Raw genomic sequence first — 19,435 nt, forward strand, 5'->3', positions numbered from 1 at the left:
GGTGGTCAGACCCCCTCGGACTGGCGGGCGGCGGCCAGGCGGACCGCGTCCATGATCTTCTCGTAGCCCGTGCAGCGGCACAGGTTGCCCGACAGGGCCTCGCGGATGTCCGCGTCGGTCGGGTTGGGGTTGCGCTCCAGCATCTCGTCGGCGGCGACGAGCAGGCCGGGGGTGCAGAAGCCGCACTGGACGGCGCCGGCGTCGATGAACGCCTGCTGGACGGGAGAGAGTTCCTCGCCCTCGCCGGTCTGCGAGTCGGTGCCGCCCTTGGCCTGCCAGCCCTGGGCGTCCTGGAGGGAGGTGCCGCAGGCGCCGGTCGCACAGCCGCCGTGCTCGGCGCGCTGTCTGGCGTAGTCCGCCAGTCCCTCGACGGTGACGACCTCGCGGCCCTCGGCCTGGCCGGCCGCGACCAGGCAGGAGCAGACGGGAACGCCGTCCAGGCGGACCGTGCAGGAACCGCACTCGCCCTGTTCGCAGGCGTTCTTGGAGCCGGGCAGGCCGAGGCGCTCGCGCAGGACGTAGAGCAGGCTCTCGCCCTCCCAGACGTCGTCGGCCTCCTGGGGACGTCCGTTGACGGTGAAGTTGACGCGCATTACGCAGCTCCCTCCGAGATGCGGCGGGCGCCGCGGTACGACTCCCAGGTCCAGGTGAGCGTCCGGCGGGCCATGACGCCGACCGCGTGGCGGCGGTAGCTCGCGGTGCCCCGGACGTCGTCGATCGGGTTGCAGGCGGCGGAGCACAGCTCCGCGAACTGCTTGGCGACCGACGGGGTGATGATCTTTCCGTTGTCCCAGAAACCGCCCTCTTCGAGGGCCGCGTTCAGGAACTCCTCGGCCGTCTTCGCCCGGACGGGTGTCGGGGCGGCGGATCCGATGCCGGTGCGCACCGTGCGGGTCTCGGGGTGCAGGGCGAGACCGAACGCGCACACGGCGATGACCATGGCGTTGCGGGTGCCGACCTTGGAGTACTGCTGGGGGCCGTCGGCCTTCTTGATGTGCACGGCCCGGATCAGCTCGTCGGGGGCGAGCGCGTTGCGCTTGACGCCGGTGTAGAAGGCGTCGATCGGGATCAGCCGGGAGCCGCGTACGGACTCCGCCTCGACCTCGGCGCCCGCCGCGAGCAGGGCCGGGTGGGCGTCCCCGGCCGGGGAGGCGGTGCCGAGGTTGCCGCCGACGCCGCCGCGGTTGCGGATCTGGGGGGAGGCGACGGTGTGCGAGGCGAGCGCGAGGCCCGGCAGTTCGCCGCGGAGGTTCTCCATGATCTTCGTGTAGGGCACGGAGGCGCCGAGCCGCACGCTCGCCTCGCCGACCTCCCACTCGTAGAGGTCGCCGACTCGGGTGAGGTCCAGGAGGTACTCGGGCCGGCGGTGGTCGAAGTTGATCTCGACCATCACGTCGGTGCCACCCGCAATCGGCACAGCGGTGGGGTGCTCCGCCTTCGCGGCGAGCGCCTCCTCCCAGCTGGCGGGGCGAAGGAAGTCCATGACCGGCTCTCTTCTTCGTCTCGTGGGTCGTTCAGATTGAGCCAATCCGTGTGCGGCGGGCCCGGCTCGTTCATGTCCTGTTAACGCGGAGTGGGGCCAGTACACAGCGCGGTGCTCCGGTCGGGTCAGTCACCGAAACCATGAAGGAGTTGGCTGGTCGTCGCGGGCATCTTGTAGATTCGTATGAACGGAGGTCATCAGTAACCTCCCCGCTCTCCTGTGGAAACGTGAGACACACCCCGCGTGACCTGGGACACGGCCCGGACCGGCGGTCCGGCGACCCCCGAGCACGGACCGGCCGCCCCGCGGACGGGTCCGACGCGTCAAGAATCATCGTAGTTTTCGAGACAAAAGAACGGCGGCGACGAGAATGCGGCTGCGCGCACTGCTGGACACCGACGCGCTGGGCCTGAAGCTGCTCGGCGGCGAGGACGAGCTGGACCGCACCGTGCGCGGCGTCATGACGACCGACCTCAAGGACCCGAGCCGCTATCTGGCCGGTGGCGAGCTGGTCCTGACGGGCCTGGCCTGGCGCCGGGACACCGACGACTCCGAACCCTTCGTTCGAATCCTCGCCCAGGCCGGTGTCGCGGCGCTCGCGGCCGGCGAGGCGGAGCTCGGGGACGTGCCCGACGATCTGGTCCTGGCCTGCGCCCGGCACCGGCTGCCGCTGTTCGCGGTGCACGAGTCGGTCGCCTTCGCGACCATCACCGAGCATGTCGTACGGCAGGTCAGCGGCGAGCGGGCCGGGGACCTGGCGGCCGTCGTGGACCGGCACCGGCGGATGATGACCTCCGGCCCCGCGGGCGGCGGGCCCGACGTGGTCCTGGACCTGCTCGGCTCCGACCTCGACCTGCGCGCCTGGGTGCTCTCCCCGGCCGGACGGCTGATCGCGGGCCCCAAGCTCGGCGGGCCCGCGCTGCCCGCCGAGACGTGCGCGCGGCTGGCGGGCGAGCACCTGGCGGCCGTCCGCACCGGACGGCGCGGCCCGCACCGGGTGCAGGCCGGCCCGACGACGTACAGCCTGTTCCCGATTCGCAGCTGGGGCCACCGCCCGCCGGGCACCGCGGCCGGACGGGCCCCGCAGGCCGCCGCGCGGGACGTGCGCGAGAGCGTGCTGTCGGACTGGCTGCTGGCCGTCGAGGCGGACGCGGGCGACTGGCCCGAGGAGCGTCTGGACCTGGTGCACGGCGTCACCCAGCTGATCGCGGTCGAGCGCGACCGCCGCGACGCCGCCCGCACGGTCCGGCGCCGGCTCGCCCAGGAGGTGCTGGAGCTGGTCCAGACGGGCGCGGCGCCCGCCGAGATCGCCGCCCGGCTGCGGGTCGCGGCGCCGGTGCTGCTGCCCGGCCTCGGGGCCGCGCCGCACTGGCAGGTGGTGGTGGCCCGCGTGGAGTGGGAGGGCGGCGAACTGGAGGGCGGCCCGGTCGCGCAGTCCCTCCTGGAGGAGATCCTCGTCGACCCGAACAGCACCGGCCCCGAGCCCTCCGACCGGATCGCCGTCGCCCACACCGGCGACGAGGCCATCGCCCTGGTGCCGCTCCCGGCGGTCGGCGGCGACTCCGACGGCCCGGACCCCGGCGTCCTGGCCGACGCGCTGCTGGCGGCCGTACGGGAGCCGCTGGCGGCGGGCCTGGACGACGACGGGCGTCTCACCCTCGGCGTCAGCGCGGCCGTGCACTCGGCCGAGGGGCTGCGGGGGGCGCTGGAGGAGGCACGGCACGCGCGGCGCGTCGCGGCGGCCCGGCCCGGCCGGGTGTGCGCGGCCGGGCACCAGGAGCTGGCCTCGCACGTGCTGCTGCTGCCGTTCGTCCCCGACGACGTCCGACGCGCCTTCACCGCCCGGCTGCTGGACCCGCTGCGCGACTACGACCGCCGCCACCGCGCCGAGCTCATCCCGACCCTGGAGGCCTTCCTGGAGTGCGACGGCTCCTGGACCCGCTGCGCCTCCCGGCTCCACCTCCACGTCAACACGCTGCGCTACCGCGTCGGCCGGATCGAGCAGCTGACGAGTCGTGATCTGTCCCGCCTCGAGGACAAGCTGGACTTCTTCCTGGCACTGCGGATGAGCTGAGCTCCCGGGGGGTATGTGCCAGGCACCGCGCGGCGGGCGGCGATTCGCCGGACGGCCCCGGGGCGGGTGCGGCGGCACACGACTTTGTGAAATCCTTCACCCACCCCCTTGGCCGGGCCCAGTGATCCGTGCTGAGATGCCGCCACCACTCAAGGCTCGATGGCGTGCTCGGGGAGGGCGAGGTGGCGTATACCGCCATGTCTGGTTACGGAACGACCGCTGGTGACGATCCACTCCAGACAGCGGTTTGGCGGTTGCGCTCGCGGGCCTGCTGGGCCGACGCTGCCGCGTTGCTCCAACCGTCCTCCGCGGCGGCCGCGTTGCAGCGGGCCGCGCTGCTGGTGGAACGCTGTCTGTACACCGAGCAGGGCTGGGACGCGGCGGAGGACGCGCTGCGGGTGGCCGAGGCCGTGGCGCACAGCGACGAGGAGCGGGGCGGGGCGGCTTGTGAACGCGGGCACTTGGCCTACGCCGCCACCCTGCTGGGGGTGCGCGACCGCGCCGACGAGGCGCGGGCCGCGCTCGGCCGGGCTGCCGCGCTGATCAGCCCCGACACCGCCGGACGGGCCCTGCTGGACTACCGGCGCGGGCTGGTCGCGCAGAACCTCAGCGGCTCGGCGCAGGCCGCGCGGGCGGCGTTCCGCCGGGCCCACGCGGGCGCCGCCGCGCACGCCGACCCGCTGCTGCTGTCCTCCACCTGGCGGCATCTGGCCGGACTGGCGCTGCGGGAGGGCGAGTTGGCCGAGGCCCGGCACGGCTTCGCCGAATCACTGCGGCTGCGCGAGGAGTTGGGCTACCTGGTCGGCACTGCCCCGGCCCTGGCCTCCCTCGCCGACGCCGAGACCGAACCGGAGGCCTCCCGGTTGCGTGAGGAGGCCCGCCGCCTGTTCCGCCTCCTGGGCGGCGTCCCGACCTGGCTGGCAGCCCAACTGGCCCCACCCCCAGCAGCCACAGCCTGACCCCCGCCCCTCAAGGGGCGCGGGGAACTGCGCAGTCTTTCAGGGGCGCGGGGAGCTGAGCGAACGGCCACACTCAACCGGCACCCGAAAAACCGACAGCAACACCCCCAGGGGCGCGGGGAACTGCGCGAACAACCACACACAACCGGCACCCGAAAAACCGGCGGAACCCCCTACTGCCCGGGAACGCCCAGCCTCAGACGGCAGGTCGGAAGTGCTCCCCCAACAGCCCCCGCACCCACTCCCCGTCCCCGGCCATCAGCGCCTCCAGCAGAGCGGCATGCTGCGCGGCATCAGCCATCAGCTCGGTACGCAGATGACGACCGGTTGTCAGCGGCCACTGCGCCCGCCGGTGCAGATCGTCGGCGATACGGACGAGCTGATCGTTCCCGGCGACGGAGAGCAGGGCACGGTGGAAGGCACGATCGGCGTCGGCATAGGCCGCCCGGCACCCGGCGGAGGCGGCGAGAACGGTGGCCTCCGCGAGGGGCCGCAGCTCGGCCCACCGCTCGGCGGGCACGGTCGCCGCGAGCCGTGTCAGCACCGGCACCTCCAGCAGGGAGCGCACCTCGGCCAGCTCGACGAGCTCACGGGCGTCCCGCCGCACGACGCGGAAGCCGCGGTTGGGCACGACCTCGACGGCGCCCTCCTGGGCGAGCTGCTGCATGGCCTCGCGCACGGGCGTGGCGGAGACGCCGAACTGCTCGCCGAGCGCGGGCGCGGAGTAGACGGTGCCGGGGGTCAGCTCACCGGTGACGAGGGCGGTGCGCAGCGCGTCGAGGATCTGGCCGCGCACGGAGGAGCGCTGCACGAGGGGCCGCGGGGCCGGGACGGGCGCCTCGGCGGCGGGGTGCTCACCGCGCACCGCGGCGGCCTCGGTGCCGCGCTCACGGGCCTCCGGGGTGGCCACCTGCTGCTGCGGCACCCGGACCGGGCCCGGCTCCGGAAGGCCCGTCGCGGCGGCGAAGCCCTGCGCGCCCTGGTTCACGGGTCCTCCTCCGGGCTTGTCGGTACTTGGGGTCATTACGGCGGGTTGTTACTCGTCCGTCAAGCACCTTAGGCCCAAGGTGGGGCAGTTCAAATTCCGGACCGACCTAGTAAGGTAAGCCTTGCCTACTCCGGGCGCGCGCCCCCCGCTCGCGCCCGCACCCCCGTCCGCCCCCTTCCCCACTCCCACCCCGCCCCAGCCCCTCCCCACCCCGCCCCGCTCGCCCCTCTCGTGAATCGGTGGTCCCGGTATGCCTGTCCCCGTCTCGGCCCTCGCGGACGCCCATGCCCGCCTCACCGAGGCCTACCCGGGACTGACCGTCACCGAGCTGAGCGGACGGGAGCCCCTGCCCGAGGGCGGCGGCTGGGTCACCGCGGCCTCGCTCGCGGCGGGCGGGGAGGCCCTGGATGCCTTCCTGGCCTGGGACGAGGCCCAGATCCTGCGGGACTACGGCCAGCGCGGCCGCCCGGACGTCGTCGCCGGCTTCGGCCTGCACCGCTACGCCTGGCCCGCCTGTCTGCTGTTCACCGTGCCGTGGTTCCTGCACCGCCGGGTGCCCCGCCACGGCGTGGCCGACGTGTCCTACGACCGCACCGCAGGCCGGCTGGCCGTACGCACCGCCTCGTTCGCCTGCCTGCCCGGCGACCCGGCCGCCGCCCTGCCCGGCGCCCGCGTGGTCGACGGCGAGGACGCCCTGCGTGCCGAGCTGCGCGCGGCGGTGGCCGAACACCTGGAGCCGCTGTTCGCGGCCTTCGGCCCGCGCATGCGGCGGCGCGGCCGGGCCCTGTGGGGCATGGCCACCGACGAGGTGGTCGAGGGCCTGTGGTACGTCGCCGGACAGCTCGGCGCGGACGCGGAGCGGCGGGCGAGGCGCGAGCTGGAGCTGCTGCTGCCCGGCTCGGCCGTGCCGTACGTCGGCGCCCCCGGGTTCCGCGAGCTGACCGGGCCGAAGGGCGAGACCCTGCCGACCCGGGACCGGGCGAGCTGCTGCCTCTTCTACACCCTGCGCCCCGAGGACACCTGTGTGACCTGCCCGCGCACCTGCGACACCGACCGGGTCGCCAAACTGACTTCCGCCGCTGCCGCCTGACGTTCGTTCAGTCGGCAGGAACAGGGGTGCGCAGCCGCTAGGATCGTCGCGGACGAGGCCCCCGAATCGGTTACAGCGGTTTCACAATTTCCTCACCCTGCACAGTAACTTTCCGTGGAACCACCCGTACGGGTAGTCTTATTCGAACTCAACTCCCGCGCCTCAAGCGGCAGTTCGAGCAGATCGCCGTCCTGGCCAACCCCTTGCACTTCGTTGGCGGCCTCTTGCCCCGAAACCCCCTGAGGACCGGAGGGCTTGGGCCACTATGGCGGGCGTTACGCCCTATCCCAATGCAAGGGACCCCTAGATGAGACTGACCGACATATCGCTGAACTGGCTGCTTCCGGGCGCCGTACTGCTCCTGGGCATGCTGGCGGCGGTGGCGGTGCTGCGCGGCAAGCGCGCCTCGGGGAAGGACTCTGGCACGGAGGACTCGTGGGAGCGCAGCGAGGAGCGCCGCAGGCGCAAGGAGGCCCTGTACGGCACGTTCTCCTATGTACTGCTGTTCTGCTGTGCCGCGGTGGCGGCCGCGCTGTCCTTCCACGGTCTGGTCGGCTTCGGCGAACAGAACCTCGGCCTGACGAACGGCTGGCAGTACCTGGTCCCGTTCGGCCTGGACGGGGCGGCCATGTTCTGCTCCGTCCTCGCGGTGCGTGAGGCCAGCCACGGCGACGCCGCTCTCGGCTCCCGGATACTCGTGTGGACCTTCGCCTTCGCCGCGGCCTGGTTCAACTGGGTGCACGCTCCGCGCGGCATCGACCACGCGGGCGCCCCGCACTTCTTCGCGGGCATGTCCCTCTCCGCGGCGGTGCTGTTCGACCGGGCGCTGAAGCAGACCCGCCGGGCCGCGCTGCGCGAGCAGGGCCTGGTGCCCCGCCCGCTGCCGCAGATCCGCATGGTCCGCTGGCTGCGGGCGCCGCGTGAGACGTACCGCGCCTGGTCGCTCATGCTCCTGGAGAACGTGCGCAGCCTGGACGAGGCCGTCGAGGAGGTGCGCGAGGACATGCGCCAGAAGGAGGAGACCCAGCGGCGCCGCCGTGAGCAGCAGCGCGTGGAGCGGGCTCAGCTGAAGGCCATCAGCCGGGGCCACCGCGGTCCGTTCCCCGGCCGTGGCCTCGGACGGCAGGCGGAGATGCCGGCCGTGGAGCGAGCGAGTTCCGAGCGTGTCTCCGCGGAGCCTGCCATATCGACGCCGGAGCAGTTGCCCGTGCGTTCGCGGCCCTCCCTCCAGCCGGTGCGCCAGAGTACTGAGCCGATCACCGTCGACCTCACCGCGGAGGACGACACCATGGCCCTGCCGCGCCTGGACTCCCTGGAGCGCAAGCTCAAGGACCTGGAGCAGCAGTTCGGCTAGAGCCTGACAGGCCTGCCGGACAGGCCCGGGCGATACGAGGTACACGCGGCAGGGGCACGGTTCGTCAGGGGCCGTGCCCCTGCCGCGTGGTCAGGGGTTCACGCGGCGTCCGCGCCGAGCTCGAACCAGACGGACTTGCCCACTCCGTGCGCCTGTACGCCCCAGTCGTCGGCGAGCGACTCGACCAGGATCAGACCCCGTCCGTGCGTACCGTCGTCGGCGGCCGGTACGCGTGGCCGGGGCCTCGCGCCCACGAAGTCCCGTACCTCCACGCGCAGTCCGCGGGTGGAGACGACGGCGGTCAGGACCGCTTCACGGTCGGTGTGCACGAGTGCGTTGGTGACGAGTTCGCTGGTGAGCAGCTCCGCGATGTCCGCTCGTCCCGGCCTCCCCCAGTGCCGTAACAGTTCCCGCAGCTCCCGGCGTGCCTCGGGCACCGCCCCGAGGTCCGCGCGGCCCAGTCTGCGGCTGAGCTGTGGCCCCCGTTCGGGAGCACCGGTGGCCCGGTCCCGGGCCGAGTGTGAGGACGTGCCGAATGTCAGCGGACCGCCCCTTGGTACCTGCCTGTTCATGACCCCCGCCTGCGCGCCGATGCCGGTTTCCCTCCTGCTCGAACACGTTCACGGGAATCCATGCCCCGTGGGCACCGGGACAGTCATACCGGTTGGCACGACTGCCGGACATCCGGACCTCTCGGGTCAGGGCCGGGGGACGTTGCGCAGATTGGAGCGGGCCATCTGGAGCATCCGCCCCACGCCTCCGTCCAGCACAATCTTCGAAGCGGACAGCGCGAATCCGGTCACCATGTCGGCGCTGATCCTCGGCGGGATCGACAGCGCGTTCGGGTCGGTCACGACATCCACGAGCGCGGGTCCCTTGTGCTTGAAGGCGTCCTTGAGCGCGCCTGCGAGCTGTCTCGGCTTCTCCACCCGGACGCCGTAGGCGCCGCAGGCGCGGGCGACGGCCGCGAAGTCCGGGTTCTTGTTCGCGGTGCCGTACGACGGCAGACCGGCGACGAGCATCTCCAACTCGACCATGCCGAGCGAGGAGTTGTCGAACAGCACCACCTTCACGGGCAGGTCGTACTGGACGAGGGTGAGGAAGTCGCCCATCAGCATGGCGAATCCGCCGTCCCCGGACATCGACACCACCTGCCGGCCGCGGTCGGTGAACTGCGCGCCGATCGCCATCGGCAGCGCGTTGGCCATCGAGCCGTGGGAGAAGGAGCCGATGATCCGCCGCCGCCCGTTGGGCGTGAGGTAACGGGCCGCCCAGACGTTGCACATGCCGGTGTCGACGGTGAACACCGCGTCGTCGTCGGCGAGTTCGTCGAGCACGGAGGCCACGTACTCGGGGTGGATGGGCACATGCCGGTCCACCTTGCGGGTGTAGGCCTTGACCACCCCCTCCAGCGCCTCGGCGTGCTTCCTCAGCATCTTGTCCAGGAAGCGCCGGTTCTCCTTGGTCCGCACTCGCGGGACGAGACAGCGCAGGGTCTCCTTGACGTCGCCCCACACCGCGAGGTCCAGCCGGGAGCGGCGGCCGAGGCGTTCGGGCCGTACGTCGACCTGGGCGATGGTCACGTCGTCGGGCAGGAAGGCGTTGTACGGGAAGTCGGTGCCCAGCAGGATCAGCAGGTCGCACTGGTGGGTGGCCTCGTAGGCGGCGCCGTAGCCGAGCAGGCCGCTCATGCCGACGTCGTAGGGGTTGTCGTACTGGATCCACTCCTTGCCGCGCAGGGCGTGGCCCACCGGGGACTTGATCTTCCCCGCGAACTCCATCACCTCGGCGTGGGCGCCCGCGGTGCCGCTGCCGCAGAACAGGGTGATCCGTTCGGCGCGGTCGATCAGCTCGACCAGCTTGTCGATCTCCGCGTCACCGGGGCGCACCGTCGGCCGGTCGGTCACCAGCGCGGTCTCGACCGGCTTGTCCGGGGCGGGCTGGGCGGCGATGTCGCCGGGCAGGGCGACCACGCTGACGCCGCCCCGGCCGATCGCGTGCTGGACAGCGGTCTGGAGCAGCCGGGGCATCTGCCGCGGACTGGAGATCAGCTCGCTGTAGTGACTGCATTCGCGGAACAGCTGGTCCGGGTGGGTCTCCTGGAAGTAGCCGAGGCCGATCTCGCCGGAGGGGATCTGCGAGGCGAGCGCGAGGACCGGGGCCATGGAGCGGTGGGCGTCGTACAGGCCGTTGATCAGATGGAGGTTGCCGGGGCCGCAGGAGCCGGCGCAGGCGGTCAGTCTCCCGGTGATCTGGGCCTCCGCGCCGGCCGCGAAGGCGGCGGTCTCCTCGTGGCGCACATGCACCCAGTCGACGGCGGAGTTGCGGCGTACGGCGTCCACGACGGGGTTGAGGCTGTCGCCCACGACGCCGTACAGGCGTCTGACCCCGGCGCGGGCGAGGATGTCCACGAACTGTTCGGCGACGTTCTGCTTGGCCATGGCGGTCGGGTGCCCTTCGGTCTCCGGGAGGATCCCTGTGGGTTTCCATCAATCCACACCCGGCGCCGCTACGCCTCCCACACGGCGGCCGCCGTACGGTCGTCGGCGTACCCCTTGACCCGGGCCTGGGCGTCGGCGAGGAAGGCCGCGAGGCCGGGTGCCTCGGGGCCGGACCACCGCTCGGTGAGGTGCGCGCACAGCTCGGGTTCGCCGCGCAGGGGCTCCGCGAGGCCGTCCGTGCACAGCAGCAGGGTGTCACCCGGCCGGGCTACCGAGGCGCGGAAGCGGAAGGGTTCGCGCGGTGGCTGCGGGGCGGGTTCGTAGGGGCTCGGGGGCTTCGGGATGCCGAGCTCCAGGGTCAGCCGGTCGCCCTCGGGGGTCTCGGCGGGCGTCGCGGCGAGCGCGTCGGCGGAGGGCGAGCCGAAGCCGACGACGGGCTCCCCCGTCACCTCGGTCGCCGCGGGCTCGATGTCCCGCCACACCCCGTCCCGCAGCCGGAACAGCCCGCCCGCGCCGACCCCGAAGAACACCCGGGTACGGCACTCGGGGTCCCCCGGCAGCAGCAGACAGCGCAGGGTCGCCGCGTACTCCGCCGGGGAGACTCCCTGCTCGGCGGCGCCGGCGCGCAGCTTTCCGAGGCTGCGGTCGGTGAGGCGGTGCAGCCCTGACTTCAGGTCGCCGCGCCGGCCGGTGCGGATGTCCTCCGCGAGGCGGACATGGCTGCGTCCTACGGCCTGCCCGATCCACCGGCACACCTCGGCCGCCGCCCGGTGCGCCCCGGGGGTGGCCCGCGCGCCGGTCGCCATCGCGACGAGCACCAGCGCCTGCTCACCGGCGCCGAACCGGGCGACGAGCAGCGCGTCCCGGCGCGGCTCGCCGCGGTACCGGGCCGAGTCGCCGCGCACGGACACCGCCCTCAGGGTGCCCGCGCCGCACCGGGCGCCGTCCAGCACGGTGTCCGCGACCAGGTCCGCGAGGTCGCCGGGGTCGGCCGGGGGCAGGGTGGTGGGTTCGGCCTCGTAGGTGGGCGGACCGGAGCCGAGGTGGACGGGCCGGGGGGCGCGGGTCACGGAGAGCCGGCGGGTGTCGGTGTCCTTCGGGGAGTCGTCCGGGAGCGGTGCCGCGTCACCGGTGGTCGACGTGGTGCCGCCCGCCGGCGGCCGCGGTGCCGGGGCGGCCGGGCCGGAGTCGGCCGGGAGGCCGGCCGGACCGCCCTGGGTGGCGGTCGGGCGCTCCCCGGGGGCGCGGGTCCTCGGCGGGCGGGACGCGGAGCGCGGGGCGCCGGTGCCGTCGTCGGCGGGAGCGGGAGAGCGGGCGGGCGCACGCGGATCCGGTTCACGGGCGTCCTCGACGGCGTCGGCGGGCACCCTGCCACCGCCCCCGTCACCCGCGCGGGGCCCCGGGACCGAGAGGGTCCCACCGGAGTCCGCGGGGTCCTCCCCCGCCACCCCGGAGGCCGAGGCGAAACGGTCGTCCAGGGAATCCGCGGCGCCCGTGGGGCCGGTGTCCGAAGTGCGGTCGTCGTACAGCTGCCCCCACCAGTCGTCCTCGGGAACGGGATCGGTGGGCCTTCCCCCCTGCTGGCTCATGACCGTCATTGTCCACCGCGCGGGCGGGTTGAAAACGGGGCATCAGGAAAATCCCGTGCGCCCGGGCCCAGGCTGACGGCGTGTCAGGGAGCCTTCGAACGAAGGTGCCAGGGCCTGCCGGGCGTCGCGCGGCGCACAGGAAGCCGTCGTCACGGCCCTCACGGGGCCACCGGGCGGCTCCACCCCCCACGGGAGAACCGCCCGGTGACGTCTGTGCGATCCGGTCCGGATCAGTGAACCGTTGGCCAACACATTGGCAGAGCGATCAGACCTACGGGGATGATGTCCGAGGCGGATTTGCGCCGTGGCCGGTTTCCGCCAGGGCCGGTCCGCTTGGAGTCGGGAATTCCGGGAGGGACGGCGCCTGATGCTCACGGCGATAGGGCTGGACGAGACGCACGAGTCGGCGTACCGCGCGCTGGTGGCGGTGGGCGCGGCCGACGTACCGGATCTGGCCCGGCTCCTGGCACTGGGCGAGCACGACACCGAGCGCGCGCTGCGCCGACTGGAGCAGCACGGCCTGGCCGCCCAGACCCCGGCGCGTCCCGGCCACTGGGTCGCCGCCCCGCCGGGTGTGGCGCTGGGGGCGCTGCTCACCCAGCGGCGGCACGAGCTGGAACAGGCGGAGCTGGCGGCGGCGCTGCTCGCCGAGGAGTACCGCGCGGCCACGGCCGAACCGGCCGCGCACGACCTGGTCGAGGTGGTGACCGGGGCGGCCGCCGTCAGCCAGCGCTTCCTCCAGCTGCAGCTGGGCGCCGCCGACGAGGTCTGCGCGCTGGTCACCGGCAATCCCGTGGCCGTCACCGGCATGGAGAACGAGGCCGAGGAGCAGGCCGCCCGGCGCGGGGTGCGCTACCGGGTCGTGCTGGAGCGCGCGGCGCTGGACCGGCCCGAGGGCATGACCGAGCTGAGCGCCGCGCTCGGCCGGGACGAGCAGGTGCGTGTGGTGGACCGGGTGCCGACCAAGCTGGTGGTCGTCGACCGCACACTGGCCCTGGTGCCGCTGACCTCGCACACCGCCGAGCCCGCCGCGCTGGTCGTGCGCGCCGACGGGCTGCTGGAGCTGCTGTTCGGCCTGTTCGAGTCGGTCTGGCGGGACGCCCTGCCGCTGCGCATCGGCGCGTCCGGCGTCGGCGAGGAGACCCCGGACGGCCCCGACGCCACCGACCTGGAGATCCTCTCCCTGCTGCTGGCCGGGCTGACCGACGCGAGCGTCGCCAAGCAGCTCGACCTGGGCCTGCGGACCGTACAGCGCCGGGTGAAGCACCTGATGGAACTGGCCGGCGCGACGACCCGGCTCCAGCTGGGCTGGCACGCCTACGAACGGGGCTGGGTGGCGCGCGAGCGGTAGCCGTGCCCGTCGCCCGTTCACGCTGACCTGCGACGCAGGGCGTCCTCCTGCACGCTGGGCAGATGGGCGTGTGGGAGATCCTGCTGGTCGGCACGGTGATCCTGCTCGGCCTGGGCGGGGTGCTGGTGCCCGGCGTCCCGGGGTCGTGGCTGGTGTGGGCCGCGGTGCTGTGGTGGGCGCTGAAGGACCCGCAACCGGTGGCGTGGTGGGTGCTGGTCGGGGCCACGCTCGCGCTGTTCCTGTCCCAGGTGGTGCGCTGGGCACTGCCGCCGAGGCGGCTGCGCGCCAGCGGCGCCACCCCACGGATGGCGGTGTACGCGGGGACGGGCGCGTTCCTCGGGTTCTTCCTGATCCCTGTGCTGGGGGCGATCCCCGGCTTCATGGGGGGCATCTACCTGTCCGAGCGGCTGCGCCTGGGCCGCGGCGGCGATGCCCGCGCCGCGCTGCGCCAGGCGATGCGCAACGGCGGCTCCAGTGTGCTCACGGAACTGTTCACCTGCATGCTGATCGCCGGGGCGTGGCTGGGCGCGGTGATCTGGGGCTGACCGGGGCACACGGACGTAGGCCCTCGGGTCCAGGCCCTGTCGTCGAACTCCCGCCTGCCCCGCGGGCGACGACGGGAGTTTGACGACAGGACCTAGGGCGCGCTGCCGATGTGCGGGGCGCCGCGGGGTGCTTGGCTTCCGCCATGACCGAATTCAGCGAGGCCGAGCGCGCCTACCTGAGGACGCAGCGGCTGGGCCGGCTGGCGACCGTCGACCCCGAGGGTCAGCCGCAGGCCAACCCCGTGGGCTTCTTCCCGCAGGACGACGGCACCATCCTGGTCGGCGGACTCGCCATGGGCCGCACCAAGAAGTGGCGCAACCTCCGGAGCAACCCGAAGGTCGCCCTGGTGGTCGACGACATCGTGAGCCTGCGGCCGTGGCGGGTGCGCGGCGTCGACATCCGGGGCGAGGCGGAGCTCCTCACCGGCCCGCACGAGCTGGGCCCGCACTTCAGCGAGGAGGTCATCCGCATCCACCCCCGGCGCATCCACAGCTGGGGCCTGGAGGACTAGGGGCTACACGCTACGGGCTACGGGCTAGAGGGCCTCTTCGAGGCCGAGCAGCAGCCGCTTGCGCTCCAGGCCCGCCGCGTAGCCGACGAGGGAGCCGTCCGCGCCGATCACGCGGTGGCAGGGGCGCAGCACCAGCAGCGGGTTGGCGCCGATCGCGGTGCCGACGGCTCGTACGGCGGCCCTGGAGGCGCCGATGCGGGCGGCGATCTCGCCGTAGCTGACGGTCGAGCCGTAGGGCACGGACTCCAGGGCCGTCCACACCCGCTCGCGGAACGCGGTGCCCTCGCTGCGCAGCGGCAGCGAGAACTCCTTCAGGTCGTGCGCGAAGTACGCGGCGAGCTGCTCCCCGGCCTCCCGGAACAGCCCGGGATCGTGCGCCCAGTCCTCCCGCACGCTCCGCCCGCCCTTCTGCCCGGGCAGGGACAGCGAGGTCAGGGTGCCGTCGGGGTCGGCGGTGAGCAGGATCGGCCCGAGCGGGCTGTCGAGACGGGTCCAGTGCGTGGTCATGCGTACTCCAGATCACGGGCCGTGCGCACATGGCGTACGGCGTACGAGCGCCAGGGGCGCCAGGCGTCGGGGACGTCCTCGCCGGGCGGGGGGACGTCGGGGTCGCCGAGGGCGCGGGTGCGGACGGCGGCGATCACGGCGGCGTCCATGCCGGGCAGCGAGCGCAGCGCCGCCTCGGCGTCGTCCCGGTCGGCGCCCGGGTCCAGCCGTAGGGTCCCGTCCGCGAGCGCGACGGCAAGCGGCCCCGCCGTCCCGTCCGGCTCGGCCTCGGCGAGGACGGCCGGCTCGGGGAACAGGTGGGTGAGGCTTCCGCAGGGTGCGTCGAGGGCCTTGCCGTAGGCGCGCACGAGACGCTCGGCCTCGCCACGCCCCACCAGGGCCCGTATCGCCAGTTCGTCCGGGTCGGCGGCGCCGGGCGAGCGCAGCCCCGGCCGGGCGGCGACCAGCGGGGCGAGCCGGGGGTCGGCCCCGAGCCGCTCGTCGACGGCGTACGGGTCGGCGTCCAGGTCGAACAGCCGCCGCAGCCGCTGCACGGCCGTGGTGAGATCGCGCGGGTCGGTGAGGTGGAGCCGGGCCTCCAGCCAGCCGCCGGGATGCGCGGCTCCCGGGGCGCCCGCCGCGGTCCGCTCCTCGACGGCCGCGATCCCGGTCCCGTACGGCAGCCGCAGCGTACGGCGGTAGACGCGCGCCCCGGCCGGGCCGCCGACCTCCTCCACCCCGGGCACGGCCTCGTGCGCGAGCAGGTCGAACACCGCGGCGGCGGAGTACGGCCCGCGGTGGGCGAGGCGCAGCGGAATCCCCGCGGTGGGGGTCCCGGCGCGCCGGGGCCTGTGCCCGCCCCGGGGCGCGGCGGCGCGCAGTCCGCTGGGGGTGAGGGCGTAGACGGTCCTGACGGTGTCGTTGAACTGCCTGACGCTCGCGAAGCCCGAGGCGAAGGCGATCTCGGTGACGGGCAGCTCGGTCGTCTGGAGCAGCACCCGCGCGGTGTGCGCCCGCTGGGCGCGGGCCAGCGCGACCGGCCCGGCGCCCAGCTCGGCGGTGAGCTGCCGCTGGACCTGCCGGGCGCTGTATCCCAGCCGCCCGGCGAGCCCGCCCACGCCCTCCCGGTCCACGACCCCGTCCCCGATCAGCCGCACGGCCCGTCCCACGACGTCCGCGCGGGCGTTCCACTCGGCCGACCCGGGCGAGGCGTCCGGCCGGCACCGCCGGCAGGCCCGGAACCCTTGCCCCTGGGCGGCGGCGGCCGTGGGGAAGAACCTCACGTTGCGCCGCTTGGGGGTCACGGCCGGACAGCTCGGCCGGCAGTAGATCCCGGTCGTCGACACGGCGAAGTAGAACGCCCCGTCGAACCGGGCATCCCTGCTCCGCACCGCCTCGTACCTGCTGTCCTCATCCATCACACCCCCAGTCTCCGCCCCCGCCCGACGCCCCGCTGGCGGCTTTCGGACACAGAACTCCCCCACCCGCCCGCCCTTCAAAGATCGCGCAGTTCCCCGCGCCCCTTAAGCGGCGCGGGGAACTACACAATCTCTCGGGGGCACGGGGGGCCGCGCATTCTTCTAGGGGCGCGAGGAACTGCGCAATCTTTTGGGGTGCGGGGAACTGCGCAACCCTTCAGGGGCGCGGGGAACTGCGCAGTCCTCAGGGGCGCGGGGAACTGCGCGAAAAGTCACGACCACCCGGCACCCGAAACCCGGCACCGGCCCCTACCGCCCCCCGCGCTTGAACTCCATCGCGGCCCTCCCAGCCGCCCCCTTCCGCTTCCACTCCTTACGAATCTCCGCCCGAACCCGCGCATCCGTCTTCGCCACGATCCGCTGATTCTCCCGGAGCAACTTCCGATAACTGTCCAGCCGCCGCTGAGAAAGCTCCCCGCTCTCCAGCGCGGAGCGCACCGCACAGCCCGGCTCCGCCTCATGCGCACAGTCGTGGAACCGGCACCGCTCCGCCAGCGACTCGATCTCGGCGAACGTCTGCCCGACCCCGCCCTCGGCGTCCCACAGCCCGACCCCCCGCAGCCCGGGCGTGTCGATCAGCGCACCGCCCCCGGGCAGCAGCATCAGATTGCGGGTGGTGGTCGTGTGCCGCCCCTTGCCGTCCGCGTCCCGGGTGGCCTGGACGTCCATGACGTCCACCCCCAGCAGCGCGTTGGCCAGCGTGGACTTGCCCGCACCGGACTGCCCGAGCAGCACGGACGTACCGCCGCCGACGGTCGCGGCGAGGACGTCGAGCCCCTCCCCGTCGTGCGCGCTGACGGTCAGCACGGTCACACCGGGCGCGGTGGTCTCCACGTCCTGGACGAGATACGCCAGGGCGACCGGGTCGGGCACGAGGTCGGCCTTGGTGAGGACGACCACCGGCTGGGCTCCCGACTCCCAGGCCAGGGCGAGGAACCGCTCGACCCGGCCGAGGTCGAGCTCGACGGCCAGCGAGACGGCGACGATCGCGTGGTCGACGTTGGCGGCGAGGATCTGCCCCTCGGACCGCTTGGAGGAGGTGGACCGCACGAACGCGGTACGGCGCGGCAGATACGCGCGGACGTAACGGGGACTGCCGTCGGCCTCGAGGGCGACCCAGTCGCCGGTGCAGACGACCCGCAGCGGGTCGTGCGGGGTGACGAAGGCGGTGTCGGCCCGGACGGTCCCGTCGGCGGTGACGACGTCGCACTGGCCGCGGTCGACCCGGACGACCCGGCCGGGCAGCAGGCCCTCGGTGTCGTAGGGGGCGAACTCGTCCGCCCATGCCTCGTCCCAGCCGTAGGGAGCGAGAGCGGTGAAAGCGTCAGCGAAAGCGCTGGAGGTCAAGGGGAACCCTTCCCAAGGGCGGCCCCGGCGAAGGAAAGTGTGTCAGCCGGCGGCCACGGAGGTGGACTTGATGATCTGAATGCGGGCAGCGCCCATCGCAGTGACAGCCATCGTCGGCACCTCCTCGTTCACGACTCGCCTCGGAAAGAACACGCACACCGTAGCCGCAACCCCCTCGGGCTCGTCAACGGGTTTTCCCCTCGCGCCCCGGGCCCGGTGTCCTCCGGGCCCGGACACGTCTCAACCGCCCGCGCACACCTTCCCGTTGAGGGCGAAGCCGCTGGCCGGGCCGTTCTCGTCGTACCAGGAGCCGAGGAAGCCGAAGGACAGGCGGCCTCCGGCGGGGACGGCCCGGTTGTAGGACGCGGCGGTGACGGCGACCTGGGAGCCCTGCTGGGTGTAGTCCGCGTCCCACATCTGGGTCACCCGCTGCCCGGCCGGGAAGGACCAGGTCAGCCGCCAGTCGTCGAGGGCCTGCTCGGTGGTGACGGTGACGGTGGCCTGGAAGCCGTCGGGCCACTCGTTGTCGACGGTGTAGGTGGCCCGGCAGGCGGGCGGGGCGCTGGGCGAGGGGGCGGGCGCGGTGGCGGTCGTCGGGGCCGTGCCCTGGGTTCTGGGGACGGTCTTGACGGACGGCTGCCCGGAAGCGCCGTCCGGGGTCCTCGCCGCGGACGGGGACGGCGACGGGGCCGCCGGGGAACCGGTGGTGCCCGGCGAGGAGGGCGCCCGCGTGGGCTCCTGCGGCGAGGGCCGGGTGTCCGCGACCGGCCGCCGGTCGTCGGTGCCGCCCCGCGCGGCCTCGTCGCCCGCGCCGCCGAACGGCATCAGCGAGACGGCCAGCGCCAGCATCGAGACGAGGACCGCGGCGACGATCAGACCGTTGCGCAGCACCCGCCCCCGGTTGCCCGGCTCCGTCTCCGCGCCGAAGTCGGGCCGGCCGGGGCCGAGCCGGACCTCGGCCGCGCGGCGGCGGCGTTCCAGATAGGCGAGGCCGCCCCAGCCGATGACGCCGCCGGCCAGGGCCGCGGGCAGTCCGCCGCCGTGCGGGCGCAGACAGGCGGCGGCCTCGGCGCACTGGGCGCAGCGGGCGAGGTGGTGGGAGAGGTCCTCGGGGGTCTCGCCGACCGGGGCCCGGGTGACGGCGTCGAGCAGCCGGGCGTAGGCGCGGCACTCGGCGTCCATGGGCCGGTCGAGATGGCCGCGCCGGCAGCGGTCGCGGAACAGGCCGCGCACCTCGGCGAGTTCCTCGGCGAGGCCGGTCGGGTCCAGGCGCAGCCTGCGGGCCACGGCCGCCGACGGCAGCGACTCGACCTCGGTCAGCCACAGCAGGTCCGCGTCCGACTCCTGCATGTCGCGCAGGGCGCGCAGGGCGAGGGGGCGGCGCAGCGGCGGGCCGGTGTAGCGGGCGGCCTGTTCGGAGTGCAGCCACAGCCGCAGGTCGGGGGCGAGGCGGTGGCCGTGCCCCTGGGTCTCCCAGGCGGCGGCGGTGGCGCGTACGGCGGTCAGCAGCTGGGGGACGGCGGGCAGCCGGGGGACGCGGCGGCCCGGGTTGCCGCCGGTGCCGCTCTCCTCGGCGCGCAGCTCGCGCAGGCCCTCGGTGAGCGCCTGGTGGGCGAGGTCGTGTGCGGCCGCGGAGCCGGACGTGCACAGGTCGGCGTAGGACAGGACCGTGTCCCAGTACTCGGAGAAGAGCGCCGCCTCGGTGGCGTTCCGCGGGCTCGGCAGGTCGGGCATGACT

General features: G+C 73.9%; 17 protein-coding genes. 7 read left to right on the plus strand and 10 right to left on the minus strand.

What is annotated here, in order from left to right; all coding sequences use genetic code 11:
* Positions 1 to 5: 5 nt before the first annotated feature.
* A complete protein-coding gene (locus ACZ6SQ_RS20620; protein ID WP_386385949.1) occupies positions 6 to 593 on the minus strand; it encodes a (2Fe-2S)-binding protein in 588 nt (195 codons plus the stop codon).
* Entirely contained in the window at positions 593 to 1,483 is an 891-nt protein-coding gene (locus ACZ6SQ_RS20625) for an FAD binding domain-containing protein (RefSeq protein ID WP_469564002.1), read from the minus strand. Before ACZ6SQ_RS20625 ends, ACZ6SQ_RS20620 begins: the two co-directional genes overlap by 1 nt.
* A gap of 370 nt (positions 1,484 to 1,853) precedes the next feature.
* Between ACZ6SQ_RS20625 and ACZ6SQ_RS20630 the strand changes: the two genes are divergently transcribed.
* Positions 1,854 to 3,557, plus strand: coding sequence for a PucR family transcriptional regulator (locus ACZ6SQ_RS20630; RefSeq protein WP_469564005.1), 1,704 nt, complete (start codon positions 1,854 to 1,856; stop codon positions 3,555 to 3,557).
* A 182-nt stretch (positions 3,558 to 3,739) separates the two neighbouring features.
* Complete coding sequence (locus ACZ6SQ_RS20635; RefSeq protein ID WP_386385955.1) at positions 3,740 to 4,516, plus strand: hypothetical protein; 777 nt, start codon at positions 3,740 to 3,742, stop codon at positions 4,514 to 4,516.
* 196 nt (positions 4,517 to 4,712) lie between these two features.
* Here the strand turns inward: ACZ6SQ_RS20635 and ACZ6SQ_RS20640 are convergent, their stop codons facing one another.
* On the minus strand, positions 4,713 to 5,504 hold the full coding sequence (locus ACZ6SQ_RS20640) for a GntR family transcriptional regulator (protein ID WP_469564008.1): 792 nt from the start codon (positions 5,502 to 5,504) through the stop codon (positions 4,713 to 4,715).
* Between the two features lie 250 nt (positions 5,505 to 5,754).
* Here ACZ6SQ_RS20640 and ACZ6SQ_RS20645 point away from each other — a divergent pair, with 250 nt between their 5' ends.
* Both ACZ6SQ_RS20645 and ACZ6SQ_RS20650 read left to right on the plus strand, forming a co-directional pair.
* On the plus strand, positions 5,755 to 6,594 hold the full coding sequence (locus tag ACZ6SQ_RS20645) for a (2Fe-2S)-binding protein (protein ID WP_469564010.1): 840 nt from the start codon (positions 5,755 to 5,757) through the stop codon (positions 6,592 to 6,594).
* Between the two features lie 307 nt (positions 6,595 to 6,901).
* Positions 6,902 to 7,948 (plus strand): DUF2637 domain-containing protein, encoded by a 1,047-nt coding sequence (locus ACZ6SQ_RS20650; protein WP_469564014.1) that lies wholly within the window; start codon positions 6,902 to 6,904, stop codon positions 7,946 to 7,948.
* Between the two features lie 98 nt (positions 7,949 to 8,046).
* Here the strand turns inward: ACZ6SQ_RS20650 and ACZ6SQ_RS20655 are convergent, their stop codons facing one another.
* The 3 genes from ACZ6SQ_RS20655 to ACZ6SQ_RS20665 form a co-directional block, all read right to left on the minus strand.
* Positions 8,047 to 8,520, minus strand: coding sequence for an ATP-binding protein (locus tag ACZ6SQ_RS20655; protein WP_386385961.1), 474 nt, complete (start codon positions 8,518 to 8,520; stop codon positions 8,047 to 8,049).
* A gap of 126 nt (positions 8,521 to 8,646) precedes the next feature.
* Positions 8,647 to 10,389, minus strand: a complete 1,743-nt coding sequence (locus ACZ6SQ_RS20660) for a pyruvate dehydrogenase (RefSeq protein WP_469564018.1) — start codon at positions 10,387 to 10,389, stop codon at positions 8,647 to 8,649.
* 68 nt (positions 10,390 to 10,457) lie between these two features.
* The gene (locus ACZ6SQ_RS20665) at positions 10,458 to 11,978 is read right to left on the minus strand and encodes a protein phosphatase 2C domain-containing protein (RefSeq protein WP_469564021.1); all 1,521 of its coding nucleotides are present in this window, start codon (positions 11,976 to 11,978) and stop codon (positions 10,458 to 10,460) included.
* 367 nt (positions 11,979 to 12,345) lie between these two features.
* On the opposite strand from ACZ6SQ_RS20665, the gene ACZ6SQ_RS20670 reads away from it, so the two are divergent.
* From ACZ6SQ_RS20670 to ACZ6SQ_RS20680, 3 genes are all read left to right on the plus strand, one after another.
* Positions 12,346 to 13,329, plus strand: a complete 984-nt coding sequence (locus ACZ6SQ_RS20670; protein ID WP_469564023.1) for a helix-turn-helix transcriptional regulator — start codon at positions 12,346 to 12,348, stop codon at positions 13,327 to 13,329.
* 62 nt (positions 13,330 to 13,391) lie between these two features.
* Positions 13,392 to 13,874 carry a DUF456 domain-containing protein gene (locus tag ACZ6SQ_RS20675; RefSeq protein WP_469564026.1) on the plus strand — a complete coding sequence of 161 codons (483 nt, stop codon included), beginning with the start codon at positions 13,392 to 13,394 and terminating at the stop codon, positions 13,872 to 13,874.
* 143 nt (positions 13,875 to 14,017) lie between these two features.
* Positions 14,018 to 14,386 carry a PPOX class F420-dependent oxidoreductase gene (locus tag ACZ6SQ_RS20680; protein ID WP_386385970.1) on the plus strand — a complete coding sequence of 123 codons (369 nt, stop codon included), beginning with the start codon at positions 14,018 to 14,020 and terminating at the stop codon, positions 14,384 to 14,386.
* A gap of 24 nt (positions 14,387 to 14,410) precedes the next feature.
* Here ACZ6SQ_RS20680 and ACZ6SQ_RS20685 read toward each other — a convergent pair whose 3' ends face one another.
* The 4 genes from ACZ6SQ_RS20685 to ACZ6SQ_RS20700 form a co-directional block, all read right to left on the minus strand.
* Positions 14,411 to 14,893 (minus strand): methylated-DNA--[protein]-cysteine S-methyltransferase, encoded by a 483-nt coding sequence (locus tag ACZ6SQ_RS20685; RefSeq protein ID WP_469564030.1) that lies wholly within the window; start codon positions 14,891 to 14,893, stop codon positions 14,411 to 14,413.
* Positions 14,890 to 16,290, minus strand: coding sequence for a DNA-3-methyladenine glycosylase 2 family protein (locus tag ACZ6SQ_RS20690; RefSeq protein ID WP_469564067.1), 1,401 nt, complete (start codon positions 16,288 to 16,290; stop codon positions 14,890 to 14,892). Before ACZ6SQ_RS20690 ends, ACZ6SQ_RS20685 begins: the two co-directional genes overlap by 4 nt.
* Positions 16,291 to 16,599: 309 nt before the next feature.
* Complete coding sequence (gene rsgA, locus ACZ6SQ_RS20695) at positions 16,600 to 17,697, minus strand: ribosome small subunit-dependent GTPase A (RefSeq protein ID WP_469564033.1); 1,098 nt, start codon at positions 17,695 to 17,697, stop codon at positions 16,600 to 16,602.
* 240 nt (positions 17,698 to 17,937) lie between these two features.
* Positions 17,938 to 19,431, minus strand: a complete 1,494-nt coding sequence (locus ACZ6SQ_RS20700) for a cellulose binding domain-containing protein (protein WP_469564034.1) — start codon at positions 19,429 to 19,431, stop codon at positions 17,938 to 17,940.
* Positions 19,432 to 19,435: the final 4 nt, after the last annotated feature.

Source organism: Streptomyces sp. NPDC048600 (assembly GCF_055587025.1).